General features: G+C 46.6%; 11 protein-coding genes, 5 tRNA genes, 4 rRNA genes and 1 riboswitch. Of the genes, 17 read left to right on the plus strand and 3 right to left on the minus strand.

From position 1 onward, the window contains the following. The first annotated feature begins 195 nt into the window (after window positions 1-195). The 3 genes from lexA to dinF all read left to right on the plus strand — a co-directional run bounded on the left by lexA (window position 196) and on the right by dinF (window position 3,091). Window positions 196-813, plus strand: coding sequence for a transcriptional repressor LexA (lexA, locus tag QMG91_RS00740; RefSeq protein ID WP_004404532.1), 618 nt, complete (start codon window positions 196-198; stop codon window positions 811-813). A 63-nt stretch (window positions 814-876) separates the two neighbouring features. Continuing rightward, complete coding sequence (locus QMG91_RS00745) at window positions 877-1,692, plus strand: class I SAM-dependent methyltransferase (protein WP_022610870.1); 816 nt, start codon at window positions 877-879, stop codon at window positions 1,690-1,692. Window positions 1,693-1,735: 43 nt separating this feature from the next. Beyond that, the gene (gene dinF / locus QMG91_RS00750; protein ID WP_281828227.1) at window positions 1,736-3,091 is read left to right on the plus strand and encodes an MATE family efflux transporter DinF; all 1,356 of its coding nucleotides are present in this window, start codon (window positions 1,736-1,738) and stop codon (window positions 3,089-3,091) included. A 45-nt stretch (window positions 3,092-3,136) separates the two neighbouring features. On the opposite strand, the gene sthA is transcribed toward dinF, so the two are convergent. Further along, window positions 3,137-4,534, minus strand: coding sequence for a Si-specific NAD(P)(+) transhydrogenase (gene sthA, locus QMG91_RS00755; protein ID WP_004404537.1), 1,398 nt, complete (start codon window positions 4,532-4,534; stop codon window positions 3,137-3,139). Between the two features lie 298 nt (window positions 4,535-4,832). On the opposite strand from sthA, the gene fabR reads away from it, so the two are divergent. Both fabR and QMG91_RS00765 read left to right on the plus strand, forming a co-directional pair. After that, window positions 4,833-5,459, plus strand: coding sequence for an HTH-type transcriptional repressor FabR (fabR, locus tag QMG91_RS00760; RefSeq protein WP_022551820.1), 627 nt, complete (start codon window positions 4,833-4,835; stop codon window positions 5,457-5,459). A 4-nt stretch (window positions 5,460-5,463) separates the two neighbouring features. Beyond that, window positions 5,464-5,835 carry a YijD family membrane protein gene (locus tag QMG91_RS00765; protein ID WP_004404541.1) on the plus strand — a complete coding sequence of 124 codons (372 nt, stop codon included), beginning with the start codon at window positions 5,464-5,466 and terminating at the stop codon, window positions 5,833-5,835. A 46-nt stretch (window positions 5,836-5,881) separates the two neighbouring features. Here QMG91_RS00765 and trmA read toward each other — a convergent pair whose 3' ends face one another. Then, window positions 5,882-6,991, minus strand: coding sequence for a tRNA (uridine(54)-C5)-methyltransferase TrmA (gene trmA / locus QMG91_RS00770; RefSeq protein WP_004404543.1), 1,110 nt, complete (start codon window positions 6,989-6,991; stop codon window positions 5,882-5,884). A gap of 201 nt (window positions 6,992-7,192) precedes the next feature. Then, window positions 7,193-7,399, plus strand: a riboswitch (cobalamin riboswitch). Between the two features lie 66 nt (window positions 7,400-7,465). Here trmA and btuB point away from each other — a divergent pair. The 3 genes from btuB to murI are packed head-to-tail and all read left to right on the plus strand — an operon-like array spanning window position 7,466 to window position 10,864. Beyond that, a complete protein-coding gene (gene btuB, locus QMG91_RS00775) occupies window positions 7,466-9,304 on the plus strand; it encodes a TonB-dependent vitamin B12 receptor (RefSeq protein ID WP_281828231.1) in 1,839 nt (612 codons plus the stop codon). 34 nt (window positions 9,305-9,338) lie between these two features. Further along, window positions 9,339-10,025, plus strand: a complete 687-nt coding sequence (locus QMG91_RS00780; protein ID WP_281828232.1) for an adenine nucleotide alpha hydrolase — start codon at window positions 9,339-9,341, stop codon at window positions 10,023-10,025. Window positions 10,026-10,066: 41 nt separating this feature from the next. After that, a complete protein-coding gene (gene murI, locus QMG91_RS00785) occupies window positions 10,067-10,864 on the plus strand; it encodes a glutamate racemase (RefSeq protein WP_409351246.1) in 798 nt (265 codons plus the stop codon). On the opposite strand, the gene QMG91_RS00790 is transcribed toward murI, so the two are convergent. After that, window positions 10,836-11,279 carry an RNA recognition motif domain-containing protein gene (locus tag QMG91_RS00790; protein WP_004404551.1) on the minus strand — a complete coding sequence of 148 codons (444 nt, stop codon included), beginning with the start codon at window positions 11,277-11,279 and terminating at the stop codon, window positions 10,836-10,838. The two genes, murI and QMG91_RS00790, sit on opposite strands and share 29 nt — an antisense overlap. A gap of 606 nt (window positions 11,280-11,885) precedes the next feature. On the opposite strand from QMG91_RS00790, the gene QMG91_RS00795 reads away from it, so the two are divergent. The 9 genes from QMG91_RS00795 (at window position 11,886) to QMG91_RS00835 (ending at window position 19,329) form a co-directional block, all read left to right on the plus strand. After that, window positions 11,886-13,427, plus strand: a 16S ribosomal RNA gene (locus QMG91_RS00795). An 88-nt stretch (window positions 13,428-13,515) separates the two neighbouring features. Then, window positions 13,516-13,591: transfer RNA gene (locus QMG91_RS00800), tRNA-Glu, on the plus strand. Window positions 13,592-13,916: 325 nt separating this feature from the next. Further along, a 23S ribosomal RNA gene (locus tag QMG91_RS00805) occupies window positions 13,917-16,801 on the plus strand. A gap of 91 nt (window positions 16,802-16,892) precedes the next feature. Then, window positions 16,893-17,008: ribosomal RNA gene (gene rrf, locus QMG91_RS00810) — 5S ribosomal RNA — on the plus strand. Window positions 17,009-17,322: 314 nt separating this feature from the next. Beyond that, window positions 17,323-18,871 (plus strand): 16S ribosomal RNA (locus QMG91_RS00815). The 16S, 23S and 5S rRNA genes sit together here with 5 tRNA genes alongside, the layout of an rRNA operon. 88 nt (window positions 18,872-18,959) lie before the next feature. Then, window positions 18,960-19,035, plus strand: a tRNA-Glu gene (locus QMG91_RS00820). 2 nt (window positions 19,036-19,037) lie between these two features. Next, window positions 19,038-19,113: transfer RNA gene (locus QMG91_RS00825), tRNA-Lys, on the plus strand. A gap of 30 nt (window positions 19,114-19,143) precedes the next feature. Beyond that, a tRNA-Ala gene (locus QMG91_RS00830) sits at window positions 19,144-19,219 on the plus strand. Window positions 19,220-19,253: 34 nt separating this feature from the next. Then, a tRNA-Val gene (locus QMG91_RS00835) sits at window positions 19,254-19,329 on the plus strand. Window positions 19,330-19,642 lie beyond the last annotated feature (313 nt).

Raw genomic sequence — 19,642 nt, forward strand, 5'->3', positions numbered from 1 at the left:
ACGGTGGATCCCGCTTTTAATACCCATTGCACAGATGGTGATAGTTAAGATGCCAATTCTGAAAAGTGTAGCGGATAAAATGGCATGAGAAGTGAAGGTAAAAAGACAAATCCGTTAAAAAATAAACAATTGTCTTTGAAATCGTTCAGTTACTGGATATACTCACAGTTAACTGTATAAAAAGACAGGTGAGACATGAAGCCACTAACGCCGCGCCAACAACAAGTCTTCGATCTGATTAAAGATAAGATTGATGCATCAGGTATGCCCCCGACTCGTGCTGAAATCGCACGTGAACTGGGGTTTCGTTCTGCAAATGCCGCTGAAGAACACCTTAAAGCGCTTGCCAGAAAAGAAGCTATCGAGATTATTCCCGGCGCTTCACGAGGCATCCGAATTCTGCTTGAAGATGATCCGGAAGAAGAAGGTTTGCCTTTGATCGGTCAGGTTGCGGCAGGTGAGCCTATCCTGGCACAAGAGCACGTAGAAACGCATTACCAGGTCGACCCTGCGATGTTTAAGCCTCAAGCGGATTTCTTACTTCGTGTTAACGGGATGAGTATGAAGGACATCGGCATCATGGATGGCGATTTGCTGGCTGTTCATAAAACTCAAGATGTACGCGATGGTCAGGTTGTCGTGGCTCGTGTCGATGAAGACGTAACGGTGAAACGCCTTGAACGTAAAGGATCAACCGTTCTTCTGCACGCTGAGAATGAAGAGTTTGAACCGATCAAAGTGGATCTGACTGCTCAGCACCTGGCAATAGAAGGAATTGCTGTTGGCGTCATCAGAAATGCAGATTGGATGTAATTAAATTTTGCATTATTAAATGATAGTCATTATCATCTAGCTATTATTGTAGGGAAGATGATAATGACTCAGCCACACTTCAAGCGACCTAAATCGCACTATCGCATACCAGCGAATCTGCTTCAGCCAATGTGGCTGAGAAGCAGAGAGAGCCTAGTTGACGATGGTTTGGTTTATGATCCTATTGCTGCCAGTGCATGCCAGCGATGTGAGCTTGCGCCTGAATGTTTGGCTGGAGATGTCGATCAGAAGCAGTTACTAAACGCAACACTCACACAGTTGTGTGATGAACGAGTGAAAAACTTCTTAATCGACAACCCAGAAGCCTGGGTACTGAACGTAGGTGCTGGCTTGGATACCCGCTTTTATCGTTTAGACAACGGTCGATGCCACTGGCTTGAGCTGGACATCAGTGAAAACCTGTTATGGCGTCAAAAACTCTTTCACCCTAGCGAACGTTATCAACTGAGATGCGGCAGTGTTGTTGATACTAATTGGTTAGGTGATTTACCTGTCCCCGACTCCTCTCCTGTATTGATTGTTTGTGAGCACGCTTTGCTTGATTGCGAAGAAGAGCAAGTCGCTAAGTTTATTCAAACCTTAGGTCGGCGTTTTATACATGCTCAAGCGTGTATTGTTGTGGCGGGCGATCTTGCCAATTCACATTGGGGGAAAAAGTTGGGCGGTGGTGGCTACAAGCACGCCATAAGACAGCCTAAGGAAAAACTCTTGAGCTGGCTCCCCTGGTATCAATGGGCAACTGTTCATTCTCCAATGGATAAAAACTGTAGCCGCTGGAAACGCTGGCAGCGTTTATTGTCAAAAATGTCCTTCTTCAAACACCGAATGACACCAGTCTTACTCCACATGCGATGGTGATTGATTAATCAACCACTAACCGCTAACCTCGTCGGCATAAACGATGAGGTCATCTGTGTTTAAATCCCAACTTTCATTCTTATCTAACTGGTCACTGCACAGACAAGTGCTCTGGCTTGCTATTCCAATGGTGCTCTCAAACATCACTATCCCATTACTAGGGCTGGTGGATGCGGCGGTGATCGGTCACCTCGAACACGCCTGGTATTTAGGTGGCGTCGCACTAGGTAGCACGATGATCAGTGTTGCTTTCTGGTTGCTTGGCTTTTTGCGAATGGCGACGACCGGGTTAACCGCCCAGGCGAGTGGGGCGAAAAACGGGGAAGAGCTTTGTCGAGTGCTGATGCAGGGGCTGACGATGGCAGGGCTGTTTGCATTTGGCTTTTTGCTTTTGCATCCGTGGATTTCTGATTGGGTATTTACTTTCAGTGACGCCAGCGAACAGGTGAAGCACTATGGTCAGCAGTATTTTGCAATCCGTGCTTGGAGTGCACCGGCTGCGTTGGCTAACTTCGTTATCCTAGGCTGGCTTTTGGGAACGCAAAATGCCAAGGCACCAATGTGGATAGTGATTGTTTCCAACCTGACCAATATCATTCTGGATGTGATATTTGTGATTGGTTTAGGCTGGAAAGTCGAGGGAGCGGCATTGGCTTCTGTATTAGCCGATTACTCTGGTATGACACTGGGTTTGTTTTTTGTTTTGAAAACCTGGTCTCGCCTTACATTGCCATCCCCCTTGTCTCAGCTTCCATTCTTAAAGCATGGGATGGGCAAATTTGTCCGCCTAAATCGCGATATCTTTCTGCGATCTTTATGTTTGCAAGCCACATTCAGCTTTATGACCTTCCAAGGGGCAAGCTTTGGCGATGATGTAGTCGCAGCTAATGCCGTTCTGATGAGTTTTCTTATGATGATTTCCTATGGCATGGACGGTTTTGCGTATGCGATGGAAGCCATGGTCGGTAAGGCAATTGGTGCAAAAGACGAAAGACAGCTCAAACAATCCTTGGTAGGCACATTTTTCTGGAGCCTGATCATCTGTATCGGTCTAACGTTTGCTTTCGCGTTGGCGGGATCAGGGTTGATCAGTCTGATCACTGACATTCCAATTGTTCGGCAGCACGCTAATATTTATCTGCCTTGGCTGATAGCCATGCCATTGGTCTCCATGTGGTGCTTTCTACTCGACGGCATATTTATTGGTGCTACGAAAGGAAAAGAGATGCGCAACAGTATGTTTGTCGCAACGTGCAGCTTTTTCTTGGTGTTCTACGCGTTTTCTGGTTTTGGAAACCACGCCCTTTGGATGGCCATGTTGAGTTTTATGGGGATGCGTGGACTAGGGCTCGCCGTCGTTTTCGCGTGGCAGTGGCGAAGAAATGCATTCCTTGCCTAAAAGAAAGGGTCAGCAAGTAGCTGACCCTTATCGATTTAAATCCAATTAAAATAAACGGTTAAGACCATTCAATGCTGCCACGCGATACGCTTCTGCCATCGTTGGGTAGTTAAAAGTCGTATTCACGAAGTATTCAATCGTATTGGCTTCACCTTTCTGTTCCATGATGGCTTGCCCGATGTGAATGATTTCAGCAGCGCGCTCTCCAAAGCAGTGTATACCGAGGATTTCTTTGGTTTCGCGGTGGAAGAGAATCTTCAGTGAGCCAATGTCCTTGCCTGCTATCTGTGCGCGAGCCAGGTGCTTGAAGGAGGAACGTCCCACTTCGTAAGGTATTTTTGCCGCCGTCAGCTCTTGCTCTGTTTTTCCTACAGAACTGATTTCCGGAATGGTGTAAATACCTGTTGGGATGTCTTCAATCAGGTGGTTGTCGGCTTGCCCTTTGGTAATGGCTTGTGCAACAAATCGTCCCTGGTCATAAGCCGCACTGGCAAGGCTTGGGTAACCGATGACATCGCCAACGGCATAGATATTCTCTACCGAAGTCTGGTAATTGGAGTTAACGGCAAGTTGACCACGTGAGTCGGGCTTCAGACCAACAGCTTCGAGGTTCAGTTTATCTGTGTTACCCGTTCGACCATTTGCATAAAGCAAGCAGTCAGCACGCATCTTTTTACCGGACTCAAGGTGAATGATCACTCCCTCATCTGTACCTTCAATTCGCTCATAAGTTTCATCATTGCGAATAATGACGCCACTGTTCCAGAAGTGATAAGAAAGGGCATCGGAGGTTTCATTATCCAGAAAAGAAAGTAAGCGATCTCGAGTGTTGATTAGGTCTGTTTTTACGCCTAACCCGCGGAATATAGACGCATACTCACAACCTATGACGCCAGCGCCATAGATGATGATATGACGAGGGTCGTGCTCCAGTGACAATATCGAATCGCTGTCATAGATACGATCGTGACCAAAGTCGACATCTGCCGGACGGTATGGTCTAGAGCCCGTGGCAATTACGAATTTGTCTGCGGTGTAGTGCTCGACGGTGCCATCCGGTTGGGTGACAGCGACGGTGTTGCCGTCTGTAAATGTCGCTTCGCCGAAAATAAGGGAACATTCGTTACGGTCGTAAAAGCCTTGTCTCAAACGAGTTTGCTTGTCGATAACGGTTTTTGCATGCCCTAAGATATTGGAAAATGTAGAGTGTAGGCTGGAATTATTGTGGCAAAAGAGAGGGTTACTGTTGAATTCGATTATACGGCTTACCGCATGTCTCAAAGCTTTGGACGGGATGGTACCCCAGTGAGTACAACCGCCGCCAACACTGCTCTCTCGCTCAATGATTGCAACATTTAACCCCGCCTTTGTTAAGCCCATTGCTGCCCCTTCACCACCAGGACCGCTGCCTATTACTATTGCATCAAAGTGCGTTGAGGTCATATATTTGCCTTTTGTTATGATTGTTAACATTGCTATAGCGATATTTTAACGCTTTCATTTTACAGGTAAATGCTCTGACCAATAGACAGTGGAGAGGATCACGTTGTGTTTCACTCTGAAACTGTGAACTGATTAGTAACTTCGAGTAGCGAGCAAGCAATTCACTTAAAAATCCGTAAAGTAACAACCTTTGTCTCATAGACTATGCTGGCATTCGAGGTATAGTAAGGCTTGCCTTTTCGGTCAGTGTCTTTATTAAGCGTAGTTAAGAATGACAAACGAGAAAAATAAAAAGAGCATGGGTGTCCGTGCTCAACAAAAAGAGAAAACCCGGCGCTCATTGATAGATGCGGCTTTTAGCCAGTTGAGTGCCGATCGCAGTTTTTCTAATCTAAGCTTACGTGAAGTGGCGAGAGAGGCGGGCATTGCGCCAACGTCTTTTTATCGTCATTTTAAAGATATGGATGAACTGGGTTTAACCATGGTTGATGAAGGTGGATTGCTGCTTCGTCAACTGATGCGTCAGGCAAGACAGCGCATTGCCAAAGAAGGCAGTGTGATTAAAACCTCGGTCGATACTTTTATGGAATTTATCGAGAGCAGCCCAAACGTATTCCGTTTGTTGTTGCGTGAACGCTCTGGCACGTCATCTGAATTTCGTGCAGCAGTTGCCAGAGAAATCCAGCATTTTGTTGCTGAGCTGACGGAATATCTGGTGGGTAATGGTGTCACAAGAGAAGAAGCCTTTACTCAGGCAGAGGCGTCGGTAACCCTGGTATTCAGTTCCGGAGCAGAAGCATTGGATCTGGAAGGGGATGAACGCGATGAGTTGGCCAATCGTCTGATTACCCAGCTCCGCATGATTGCAAAAGGTGCCCATGTGTACCGTAAAGAACGTGAACTAAAAAAGAATAAGGCAGGATAAAGCAATGTCTACTGAAGCTCCAACGGCCGACAAAGGCTCAGAAAAGAAAACGCTCATTTTGGCTCTGATTGCTGGTATGTGTGGTAACGCTTTGCTATCAGCTCTAACGGTTAGCGAAGTCGCTTTCTCTATTTTCCCAGTGATCGCACTGGTGCTTGCTGTACAAAACCTATACCAAGAATATTTACGTCACCCAGTATCTGAAGACATCCCGCTCGTGGCGCTGGCGTGTTTCTTTGTGGGAGCATTTGGCTATTCAGCTTTTGTTGGTGCTCAGCACCCCGAAGCTGGTTCCAATTTCTTCTCTATCATGGTGACCTTAATACTCATGGTCTGGGTAGGGAAAAAGCTAGGCTACATCGCCAAGCCTCAATAAATCGACCAGATATAAAAAACCGCTCAGCTGAGCGGTTTTTTTTGCATTAAGCTTTTCTTTCCAGGAAAACACCCGCTTCCATATGGTGTGTATATGGGAACTGATCGAACAAGGCAAAGCGAGTGATATTGTGTGTTTCACTCAGGATATCCAGATTCTCTTTAAGCGTATCTGGGTTACAAGAGATGTACATAATTCGCTCGTACCCCTGAACCATTTTACAAGTGTCTACGTCCATGCCTGCGCGTGGAGGATCAACAAAGATGGTGTTGCAGTTGTAGCTTTTCAGGTCAACGTTTTGCTGTTTCAGGCGGCGGAATTCTCGCTTACCTTCCATGGCTTCAGTAAACTCTTCGGCAGACATGCGAACGATTTGTACGTTGTCGATCTTATTGGCGGCAATATTGTATTGCGCTGATTCAACTGACGGCTTGGCCAGTTCGGTCGCCAGTACTCGCTCAAAATTCTGAGCAAGTGCTAATGAGAAGTTGCCGTTTCCGCAGTACAGTTCCAACAAATCGCCAGTGCTCTCTTGTGTACAGTCGACTGCCCACTCCAGCATCTTCTGCGCAACGATACCATTGGGCTGAGTAAAGCTATTTTCGACTTGCTGGTAAATGTAGGTATCACCATTCACATTAAGCTTCTCAACGACGTAGTCTTGGTCGAGCACGATTTTCATTTTACGGGCGCGTCCAATCAGGTTCAGATTAAACCCTTCATCATTCAGTCGTTGTTTGAGCGCTTTTGCTTCTTCAACCCATGCTTCATCTAGCTGACGATGGTAAAGCAAAGACACCAGAATCTCGCCACTCAAAGTAGAAAGGAAGTCCACCTGGAATAGTTTACGGCGCAAGGTGTCGTTGTGTTTCATTGCATCGACAAGCAAAGGCATCAAGTCATTGATCAATCGGCTGGCAGCAGGAAATTGGTCAACGCGGTATTTCTCGCGCGTTTCCTGATTAAACATGATGTAGTAAAGCTCTTCACCTTCGTGCCAAACGCGAAACTCTGCGCGCATTCGATAGTGTTGCTCTGGCGATTCAAACACCTCAAGTTCAGGGGCGTTAAACGGAGCAAACATCTCAGTCAGGCGCTGAGTCTTTTCTTCCAGTTGCGCTTGGTAGTGCTCTGGGTTTACATCAAGTGTCGCCATGAAGTCATGCCTTTTTTGCTAGAAACAGGGAGCGCAGATTTTATTCAATCCACTTTATTTGTCCAGCACAGAGTTGTAAGTCGTCGGTGGGACAAATTCAGAATGCGGCTTTTGGCTCTCTTGTGGTGGAAAAGTGTCCTAGTGATGAACTGCATAATAGCTTAGATGAAATACGTCTAGACATCTATTTGAAAGCAAACTAGTATCCTCGACCATGCTGGTGGTTGATATTTCAACTGAAAAGGGAATCTGGTGAAAATCCAGAACTGACGCGCAGCGGTAACAGAGAACGAACGCCCCGGAGAAATCCAAACACTGTTTTTCACATAAAAACGGGAAGTGGGGCGCTAGGTACCCAATTGAGGTGTGCTCTTGAGTCCGAATACCTGCCAGCAGTAAGAACCAAGTGGATAAGCAGTGTGTATAAACATGAAGCTTGGTCTTAGAAGGATTCTCGCGATTTAGGAAATGACAATGAAAAAAACTCTTCTAGCGACCACAGTAGCGTCGCTGCTTACTCACGCCTCCATTTCTGTCGCTCAAGAAGCAGCAGAAACCGAAACTCTTGTTGTAACAGCTAACCGTTTTGAGCAAAGTACTCAATCAGTACTTGCTCCAGTAAATGTAGTGACTCGACAAGATATCATTCAGACTCAGGCTAAAAGCCTTCCTGAAGTGTTACGAAAGCTTCCTGGTGTAGAGATTGCCCAAAACGGTGGGCGAGGTCAGCTTGCGAGTGTGTACGTACGTGGTACTGGCTCAGATCAGGTGCTTGTGCTAATCGATGGCGTGCGTATGGCTAAATCTTCAACAGGCAGTGTGGACTTTAACCAAGTGCCTGTTTCACAGATAGAGCGAATTGAATACGTCCGTGGTGCTCGTGCTGCAATGTATGGCTCTGAAGCGATTGGTGGTGTCATTAATATCATCACTTATTCGAATACTAAGAACCAAGCTATATCTAACTTATCTGTTGGTGTCGGTAGTCACAGTCAAGAAGCAAACTTTGATTCAGTTATTTCTACGTCTGAATCTGGCAAGCTTGCAGTGACTGCGGGCTATGAAAAAGATGAAGGCTATAATGTAAAACCAGTACCAGGTGTAAACGATGGTGAAAAGCATGGCTTTTCTTCCATCAATGGTTCATTAGGTTACAGACATAATTTTAACGACGTAATAGAAGCATCTGTTTTTGCGCGCGTTTACGATAATACGTATCAATATGACAACAGTAGCTCTAGCTCTCGTAAAACATCTGAGTCACATGTTTCAAGTCAAGTAATTGGCGGCTCTATTGGTTATACAAAAGATCAGCTTGCATCTACATTTTCGTACTCGAATGAGTTTGGACGTTCTAATACATCAAATCCATATGATCTAAGTGCTAGTGATCAATATCGAAATGTTTATAAGCAAGATAATGTCAGTTGGATCTCTAGCTATGAAATTAATGAGTCAACTCAGGTCTCAGGTGGTTTGGATTGGAGAAAAGACTTTTATAAAGACGATAAAGCAGATTCTACGCAAGATCGTTCAAACACAGGTGTGTTTGGTGTGCTATCGACCAAACAAGAAATTGTGACAGTCGAACTATCTATTCGTAGTGATGACAACCAAGATTACGGTAGAAATACCACATATAATGCAGGATTAGGTTTCGACATTACTGAAAGTATTCAAGTCTTTGGTTCTTATGGCACGGCTTTTAAAGCCCCAACGTTATCACAACAAAATGGTTCTGCTTGGGTCGGGGAAAATAAAAGTTTAAAACCTGAATCTTCGAAAAACATAGATATTGGTGTTAAAGGAACGGTCAAGGATATTGATTGGGCTGTAACGGGATACGATATCAAGATTGATGACTTGATTGATTATGACGGTAATAAGCGACAATACGTAAATGTTGAAGGACAAACCCGAATCAAAGGTGTTGAATTAGAAGCTGCCTTTGAAACAGGTTCGATATTCCATGCGTTCTCTATTGACTTGAAAGATCCAAAAAATGATGAAGGCGAAATGTTGGCTCGTCGCTCAAAGGGCGCATTTAAATGGAATGTGAGTACTTCGTTTGACGATGTAGATCTATCATTGAGCTATCAGTATTACACAAAACGAAGAAATAGTGATTATGACGCAACTCCGATTTATCTGAAGCCGTATGATTTGCTAGATGCAGCAGCGACTTATTGGGTTGAGCCTAATGTTGCGATTCGTGGGCGTGTTGATAATCTACTAAATGAAAAGTACGAGACTGCTAACGGGTATCCGGCACCAGAACGTACTATCTACTTAAGCATCGCTTACCAATTCTAATTAATAGCCGCCTTCGGGCGGCTTTTTAATACCTATGAAGAAACAACCCAAAAAAGTCGTCATCAGTTGGTCGTCAGGCAAGGACTCAACGTTAACCTTAATACGTCTGCTTGAAGATCCTAATTATGAAGTTGTGGGGCTTTACACAACCTATGTCGGTGAAGAAGTCCCATTTCAAGTCACACCTATTGAAGTCGTTAAAATGCAGGCTGAATTGGTAAATTTGCCATTGGTACTGATTCAACTGCCTGAAGTTTTTCCTCCCAACGACATATATCAAAATGCCATTGTTCAGGGGTTAGAAGAATCAGACTTAGAAATCGATGCTGTTGCATTTGGCGATATGTTTTGCAACGGCATTATTGAGTATCGCAAAAGCTATATAGAAAAAGCGGGATGGGAATGTGTTTTTCCTTTGATGGAAACACCAAGCATAGATCTAGCCAATGAGATACTTGCTCGGAGCATTAAAACCATAACCGTAACAATCGATGGTCACCGATTGCCTAAAGCATTATGTGGAAAATGGTACAACACAGAGTTCATTGATAACTTACCTGAAGGGATAGACCCTTGTGGAGAAAATGGAGAATTTCACACATTGGTGACATCGGCTTCATGTTTCAAAGGTAGTTTGTCGATTAAAGCTGAACAAATAGAAAGTGACGAACGCTTTCATCATTTAAGATATAAAGCGAAGATTGGCGAGCGTACACTTTAACAGTAAGATACGCTCAACTTATTGGTAGAGTGCAATCTGTTGTGGACATGAAATCAGAGAAAACAGTCTTAATTTTTGATTCAGGGGTAGGAGGTCTTTCTGTATACCAAGAACTTCAAACCCTACTTCCTCAATTAGACTACCTCTATTTGTTTGATAACGCCGCATACCCATATGGAGAGCTCGATGGCGACGTATTGATTCAAAGGGTTCAATCATTAATCTCTGAATATTGCCAACGGTATCGCATCGACTTAATCGTCATCGCCTGTAATACGGCAAGCACACTTGTTCTTCCTCACCTTCGTGCAAAACTAGCCATACCCGTTGTCGGAGTGGTTCCTGCAATCAAACCTGCCTCTCTGATTTCTGAAAAAGGAGTCGGGCTCATTGCAACACCAGCGACCGTCACTCGCCAATATACTCAAGAACTCATCAAAGATTTTGCAAACGGTAAAGAAGTGAAGTTGCTAGGCTCAACAAAATTAGTAGATATGGCGGAAAGAAAGCTAAGAGGTATCCCTGTCGATTCAAAAGAGCTGGCTCAGGTATTGGCTCCAATCAATGGGGAAGTAGATACCGCTGTACTTGGGTGTACGCATTTCCCTCTGCTAAAAGAAGAAATCCAAGTCATTATGCCAGAAGTGACGTTGATAGATTCAGGGCAAGCGATAGCCAAGCGAGTGTCTTATCTTTTACAGGAAGAGTCTGGTGAGAGAAGTGACAGGAAACATCGAATTTTTTGCAGTGCACCTCCTTTTGAAAGAGATGCACTGAACGAAACATTAAACCAACTCGGTTTCTCTGATCTTATTGTTCAGCCGAGTCAGGATGTTTAGGGTCATTAGCAACCCTAACTTTAAGCGTTCTCTCCATATAATCTTGCTCATTCAAGCCTTGAATAACTTTGTCGGCATCCTCACGGGATACCACTACAAAACCAAAGCCTCTTCTTTTTCCTGTCCTTTTATCCTTCATTAACCTTACAGCGAACACTTGACCATGTTTTGAAAACAGTTGGCGGACATGTGTTTCATTTGCTTTATAAGGAAGGTTTCCCACATATAGAGTGGTTGTTGCGGATTTGTCGTTACTTGACTGCTCTGAAGATGGGTTAGAAAGGGAAAGGAGAAGCGCGCAAGTAAAAACACCAATAATAAAAGCGGTAGCGGGAGGGACTGCAATTTGTGAAAAGGCTGCAGCACCCAAAACTGCCAGTGCAATAACTAATAAATAAGATTTTTTTGAGTTCATATCTGAATACTACATTGAAATTGTGAAGTAATAAGATGCAATGCGCTATTAACAAAATAGACACACGGATCTTACGTTTAAGCATGATGAAATTCCAACCAATTGCTGTGATAGCCTTCAAATGTTGAAATTTTATTCGATAAACAGGCTTTTGGATGAAAAGTAGTCGCTTGGAAAATAAATTTCAAAAAAGACTTGTCATCGAAACTCATCTCCCTATAATGCCGCCTCACCGACACGGAGTGAGACGAACATCACAAACCGAGCCGGGTAGAGAGGAAAAGAAAATTTCAAAAAAATCTTGACTCTCAAAATTCGGAGCGTATTATACGCACCCCTAACGGCAAGACGCAGAGCGGCTTAGTCAGTTAGAAAAAGCTCTTTAAAAATATAGACCTATCAATCTGTGTGGGCACTCGTTGATGATAATCCAAATAGATACTTCGGTATCAATTTAGGTTTCAATGAACTGAGTGACCATTCGAATTGGGAAGCAGCCTTGAGCTGTTTTATTTCACTTTTTCAAAGTGAAAACCAATAAGAGCACAGTCAATTCAACATTACTTTATGTAATGTAATCAGTATTCATTGAGCCGACCAAATCTTAAATTGAAGAGTTTGATCATGGCTCAGATTGAACGCTGGCGGCAGAGACTAACACATGCAAGTCGAGCGGAAACGAGTTGTCTGAACCTTCGGGGAACGACAACGGCGTCGAGCGGCGGACGGGTGAGTAATGCCTGGGAAATTGCCCTGATGTGGGGGATAACCATTGGAAACGATGGCTAATACCGCATAATAGCTTCGGCTCAAAGAGGGGGACCTTCGGCCTCTCGCGTCAGGATATGCCCAGGTGGGATTAGCTAGTTGGTGAGGTAAAGGCTCACCAAGGCGACGATCCCTAGCTGGTCTGAGAGGATGATCAGCCACACTGGAACTGAGACACGGTCCACTCCTACGGGAGGCAGCAGTGGGGAATATTGCACAATGGGCGCAAGCCTGATGCAGCCATGCCGCGTGTGTGAAGAAGGCCTTCGGGTTGTAAAGCACTTTCAGCAGTGAGGAAGGGTGTGTATTTAATAGATGCGCATTTTGACGTTAGCTGCAGAAGAAGCACCGGCTAACTCCGTGCCAGCAGCCGCGGTAATACGGAGGGTGCGAGCGTTAATCGGAATTACTGGGCGTAAAGCGCATGCAGGTGGTTTGTTAAGTCAGATGTGAAAGCCCGGGGCTCAACCTCGGAACTGCATTTGAAACTGGCAGGCTAGAGTACTGTAGAGGGGGTAGAATTTCAGGTGTAGCGGTGAAATGCGTAGAGATCTGAAGGAATACCGGTGGCGAAGGCGCCCTGGACAGATACTGACACTCAGATGCGAAAGCGTGGGGAGCAAACAGGATTAGATACCCTGGTAGTCCACGCCGTAAACGATGTCTACTTGGAGGTTGTGGTACTTGAGCCGTGGCTTTCGGAGCTAACGCGTTAAGTAGACCGCCTGGGGAGTACGGTCGCAAGATTAAAACTCAAATGAATTGACGGGGCCGCACAAGCGGTGGAGCATGTGGTTTAATTCGATGCAACGCGAAGAACCTTACCTACTCTTGACATCCATAGAACTTAGCAGAGATGCTTTGGTGCCTTCGGGAACTATGAGACAGGTGCTGCATGGCTGTCGTCAGCTCGTGTTGTGAAATGTTGGGTTAAGTCCCGCAACGAGCGCAACCCTTATCCTTGTTTGCCAGCACTTCGGGTGGGAACTCCAGGGAGACTGCCGGTGATAAACCGGAGGAAGGTGGGGACGACGTCAAGTCATCATACCCTTACGAGTAGGGCTACACACGTGCTACAATGGCGCATACAGAGGGCGACCAACTTGCGAGAGTGAGCGAATCCCAAAAAGTGCGTCGTAGTCCGGATTGGAGTCTGCAACTCGACTCCATGAAGTCGGAATCGCTAGTAATCGTGGATCAGAATGCCACGGTGAATACGTTCCCGGCTTGTACACACCGCCCGTCACACCATGGGAGTGGGCTGCAAAAGAAGCAGGTAGTTTAACCTTCGGGAGGACGCTTGCCACTTTGTGGTTCATGACTGGGGTGAAGTCGTAACAAGGTAGCCCTAGGGGAACCTGGGGCTGGATCACCTCCTTATACGATGATTATTGCGATGAGTGTTCACACAGATTGGTACGGTTTATAACGTAAGAGAGCAGAGTGTTCCCAAACACTCACAACTAGTGTCCCGTTCGTCTAGAGGCTTAGGACACCGCCCTTTCACGGCGGTAACAGGGGTTCGACTCCCCTACGGGATACCATCTTTAAGCGCATTTCTTTTGAAACAGAAAGACTTAAGTGCCTTTAAAAATGGTTACTTCCTTGAGAAGTGATTAGCTCTTTAACAATTTGGAAAGCTGACGAATAACAACCATCCCCTTATCTACGGATAAGCGTTGTTATTCAATTAAAAGTTCTCAAATCCTAAAACTGTGTTTTAGGTACCAACACACATTCAAGTGTTCTTGGAAACATCCTTGTGATGTTTATATTTGAGTCCGGCAAAATCGAATGTCTCTCGCTCATTCAATAATGAGAGACACAAACCTTGGTTGTTTGAACATACGAAACCTCTTGGGGTTGTATGGTTAAGTGACTAAGCGTACACGGTGGATGCCTTGGCAGTCAGAGGCGATGAAGGACGTACTAACTTGCGATAAGCCCAGATAAGACAGTAAGAGTCATTTGAGTCTGGGATTTCCGAATGGGGAAACCCACTTACATAAGTAAGTATTGCTGAGTGAATACATAGCTCAGTGAAGCGAACTCGGGGAACTGAAACATCTAAGTACCCGAAGGAAGAGAAATCAACCGAGATTCCGAAAGTAGCGGCGAGCGAAATTGGACTAGCCCTTAAGCTTTTTATGCGTCAGGTGAAGCTTCTGGAAAGGAGCGCGATACAGGGTGATAGCCCCGTAACCGACAGCGGATTTAAAGTGAAATCGAGTAAGGCGGGACACGTGATATCCTGTCTGAATATGGGGGGACCATCCTCCAAGGCTAAATACTACTGACTGACCGATAGTGAACCAGTACCGTGAGGGAAAGGCGAAAAGAACCCCTGTGAGGGGAGTGAAATAGAACCTGAAACCGTGTACGTACAAGCAGTAGGAGCCCTTCGGGGTGACTGCGTACCTTTTGTATAATGGGTCAGCGACTTATATTCAGTGGCAAGGTTAACCATCTAGGGGAGCCGTAGGGAAACCGAGTCTTAACTGGGCGCTCAGTCTCTGGATATAGACCCGAAACCAGGTGATCTAGCCATGGGCAGGTTGAAGGTTGAGTAACATCAACTGGAGGACCGAACCGACTAATGTTGAAAAATTAGCGGATGACTTGTGGCTAGGGGTGAAAGTACCAATCAAACCTGGAGATAGCTGGTTCTCCCCGAAAGCTATTTAGGTAGCGCCTCGGACGAATACTACTGGGGGTAGAGCACTGTTAAGGCTAGGGGGTCATCCCGACTTACCAACCCTTTGCAAACTCCGAATACCAGTAAGTACTATCCGGGAGACACACGGCGGGTGCTAACGTCCGTCGTGGAGAGGGAAACAACCCAGACCGCCAGCTAAGGTCCCAAAGTATTGCTAAGTGGGAAACGATGTGGGAAGGCTCAGACAGCCAGGATGTTGGCTTAGAAGCAGCCATCATTTAAAGAAAGCGTAATAGCTCACTGGTCGAGTCGGCCTGCGCGGAAGATGTAACGGGGCTAAGCAATACACCGAAGCTGCGGCTGCATACTTTGTATGCGGGGTAGGGGAGCGTTCTGTAAGCCGTTGAAGGTGGTCTGTAAGGGCTGCTGGAGGTATCAGAAGTGCGAATGCTGACATGAGTAACGATAAAGGGAGTGAAAAACTCCCTCGCCGGAAGACCAAGGGTTCCTGTCCAACGTTAATCGGGGCAGGGTAAGTCGACCCCTAAGGCGAGGCTGAAAAGCGTAGTCGATGGGAAACGGGTTAATATTCCCGTACTTCTTACAATTGCGATGGGGGGACGGAGAAGGCTAGGTGGGCCTGGCGACGGTTGTCCAGGTTCAAGTGCGTAGGCTTGAGAGTTAGGTAAATCCGGCTCTCTTTAAGGCTGAGACACGATGTCGAGTCACTACGGTGATGAAGTCATTGATGCCATGCTTCCAGGAAAAGCCTCTAAGCTTCAGATTGTAAGGAATCGTACCCCAAACCGACACAGGTGGTCGGGTAGAGAATACCAAGGCGCTTGAGAGAACTCGGGTGAAGGAACTAGGCAAAATGGTACCGTAACTTCGGGAGAAGGTACGCTCTTATCGGTGAAGTCCCTCGCGGATGGAGCTGACGAGAGTCGCAGATACCAGGTGGCTGCAACTGTTTATTAAAAACACAGCACTGTGCAAAATCGTAAGATGACGTATACGGTGTGACGCCTGCCCGGTGCCGGAAGGTTAATTGATGGGGTTAGTCTTTGGACGAAGCTCTTGATCGAAGCCCCGGTAAACGGCGGCCGTAACTATAACGGTCCTAAGGTAGCGAAATTCCTTGTCGGGTAAGTTCCGACCTGCACGAATGGCGTAATGATACCACGCTGTCTCCACCCGAGACTCAGTGAAATTGAAATCGCTGTGAAGATGCAGTGTACCCGCGGCTAGACGGAAAGACCCCGTGAACCTTTACTACAGCTTGGCACTGAACATTGAACCTACATGTGTAGGATAGGTGGGAGGCTTTGAAACGCAGTCGCCAGATTGCGTGGAGCCGTCCTTGAAATACCACCCTTGTAGCTTTGATGTTCTAACTTGGCTCCCTTATCGGGAGTGAGGACAGTGCCTGGTGGGTAGTTTGACTGGGGCGGTCTCCTCCCAAAGAGTAACGGAGGAGCACGAAGGTGGGCTAAACACGGTTGGACATCGTGTGGTTAGTGCAATGGCATAAGCCCGCTTGACTGCGAGAATGACAATTCGAGCAGGTGCGAAAGCAGGTCATAGTGATCCGGTGGTTCTGAATGGAAGGACATCGCTCAACGGATAAAAGGTACTCCGGGGATAACAGGCTGATACCGCCCAAGAGTTCATATCGACGGCGGTGTTTGGCACCTCGATGTCGGCTCATCACATCCTGGGGCTGAAGTCGGTCCCAAGGGTATGGCTGTTCGCCATTTAAAGTGGTACGCGAGCTGGGTTTAGAACGTCGTGAGACAGTTCGGTCCCTATCTGCCGTGGGCGTTGGAAGATTGAAGGGGGCTGCTCCTAGTACGAGAGGACCGGAGTGGACGAACCTCTGGTGTTCGGGTTGTCATGCCAATGGCATTGCCCGGTAGCTAAGTTCGGAATCGATAACCGCTGAAAGCATCTAAGCGGGAAGCGAGCCCTGAGATGAGTCTTCCCTGATACTTTAAGTATCCTAAAGGGTTGTTCGAGACCAGAACGTTGATAGGCAGGGTGTGTAAGCGTTGTGAGGCGTTGAGCTAACCTGTACTAATTGCCCGTGAGGCTTAACCATACAACACCCAAGGGGTTTTGTGGGCTCAGATAAGAACATTGAATGTGTAAGAATCAGAACTAAAAAAACAGCTTTCCGAATTAAGAATTTGCTTGGCGACCATAGCGTTGTGGACCCACCTGATTCCATGCCGAACTCAGAAGTGAAACGCAATAGCGCCGATGGTAGTGTGGGGCTTCCCCATGTGAGAGTAGGACATCGCCAGGCTTTGATTCTGATTGAACTCGACAGAGTTCAGTCACCATAAGGTTTTAAACAAAAGTTTAGAATTTTATGTTGACTTACAGAGTCAATCGCGTAATATACGCGTCCTGCCTAAGTGCTAACGCACTGAAAGCAAAGCTCTTTAACAATATAGACCTATCAATCTGTGTGGGCACTCGTTGATGATAATCCAAATAGATACTTCGGTATCAATTTAGGTTTCAATGAACTGAGTGACCAATCGGTAGCAATACCGGCACAGTCAATTCAACATTACTATGTAATGTAATCAGTATTCATTGAGCCGACCAAATCTTAAATTGAAGAGTTTGATCATGGCTCAGATTGAACGCTGGCGGCAGTACTAACACATGCAAGTCGAGCGGAAACGAGTTGTCTGAACCTTCGGGGAACGACAACGGCGTCGAGCGGCGGACGGGTGAGTAATGCCTGGGAAATTGCCCTGATGTGGGGGATAACCATTGGAAACGATGGCTAATACCGCATAATAGCTTCGGCTCAAAGAGGGGGACCTTCGGCCTCTCGCGTCAGGATATGCCCAGGTGGGATTAGCTAGTTGGTGAGGTAAAGGCTCACCAAGGCGACGATCCCTAGCTGGTCTGAGAGGATGATCAGCCACACTGGAACTGAGACACGGTCCAGACTCCTACGGGAGGCAGCAGTGGGGAATATTGCACAATGGGCGCAAGCCTGATGCAGCCATGCCGCGTGTGTGAAGAAGGCCTTCGGGTTGTAAACACTTTCAGCAGTGAGGAAGGGTGTGTATTTAATAGATGCGCATTTTGACGTTAGCTGCAGAAGAAGCACCGGCTAACTCCGTGCCAGCAGCCGCGGTAATACGGAGGGTGCGAGCGTTAATCGGAATTACTGGGCGTAAAGCGCATGCAGGTGGTTTGTTAAGTCAGATGTGAAAGCCCGGGGCTCAACCTCGGAACTGCATTTGAAACTGGCAGGCTAGAGTACTGTAGAGGGGGTAGAATTTCAGGTGTAGCGGTGAAATGCGTAGAGATCTGAAGGAATACCGGTGGCGAAGGCGGTCCCCTGGACAGATACTGACACTCAGATGCGAAAGCGTGGGGAGCAAACAGGATTAGATACCCTGGTAGTCCACGCCGTAAACGATGTCTACTTGGAGGTTGTGGCCTTGAGCCGTGGCTTTCGGAGCTAACGCGTTAAGTAGACCGCCTGGGGAGTACGGTCGCAAGATTAAAACTCAAATGAATTGACGGGGGCCCGCACAAGCGGTGGAGCATGTGGTTTAATTCGATGCAACGCGAAGAACCTTACCTACTCTTGACATCCATAGAACTTAGCAGAGATGCTTTGGTGCCTTCGGGAACTATGAGACAGGTGCTGCATGGCTGTCGTCAGCTCGTGTTGTGAAATGTTGGGTTAAGTCCCGCAACGAGCGCAACCCTTATCCTTGTTTGCCAGCACTTCGGGTGGGAACTCCAGGGAGACTGCCGGTGATAAACCGGAGGAAGGTGGGGACGACGTCAAGTCATCATGGCCCTTACGAGTAGGGCTACACACGTGCTACAATGGCGCATACAGAGGGCGGCCAACTTGCGAGAGTGAGCGAATCCCAAAAAGTGCGTCGTAGTCCGGATTGGAGTCTGCAACTCGACTCCATGAAGTCGGAATCGCTAGTAATCGTGGATCAGAATGCCACGGTGAATACGTTCCCGGGCCTTGTACACACCGCCCGTCACACCATGGGAGTGGGCTGCAAAAGAAGCAGGTAGTTTAACCTTCGGGAGGACGCTTGCCACTTTGTGGTTCATGACTGGGGTGAAGTCGTAACAAGGTAGCCCTAGGGGAACCTGGGGCTGGATCACCTCCTTATACGATGATTATTGCGATGAGTGTTCACACAGATTGATACGGTTTATAACGTAAGAGAGCAGAGTGTTCCCAAACACTCACAACTAGTGTCCCGTTCGTCTAGAGGCCTAGGACACCGCCCTTTCACGGCGGTAACAGGGGTTCGACTCCCCTACGGGATACCATTGGGTCGTTAGCTCAGTTGGTAGAGCAGTTGACTTTTAATCAATTGGTCGCAGGTTCGAATCCTGCACGACCCACCATTCTTTATCTAAAGAATAACTCTCAAGTATGGGGCTATAGCTCAGCTGGGAGAGCGCCTGCCTTGCACGCAGGAGGTCAGCAGTTCGATCCTGCTTAGCTCCACCATCTTGACGTCTACCACTAGACGTAAAACTAATGTGGGCGATTAGCTCAGTTGGGAGAGCACCTGCCTTACAAGCAGGGGGTCACTGGTTCGAGCCCGGTATCGCCCACCATCTTTAAGCGCATTTCTTTTGAAACAGAAAGACTTAAGTGCCTTTAAAAATGGTTACTTCCTTGAGAAGTGATTCGCTCTTTAACAATTTGGAAAGCTGACGAATAACAACCATCCCCTTATCTACGGATAAGCGTTGTTATTCAAATTAAAAGTTCTCAAATCCTAATTCTATGAATTAGGTACCAATACACATTCAAGTGTTCTTGGAAACATCCTTGTGATGTTTATATTTGAGTCCGGCAAAATCGAATGTCTCTCGCTCATTCAATAATGAGAGACACAAACCTTGGTTGTTTGAACATACGAAACCT

It is taken from the genome of Vibrio nigripulchritudo (genome assembly GCF_027924785.1).
Classification (GTDB): domain Bacteria; phylum Pseudomonadota; class Gammaproteobacteria; order Enterobacterales; family Vibrionaceae; genus Vibrio; species Vibrio nigripulchritudo.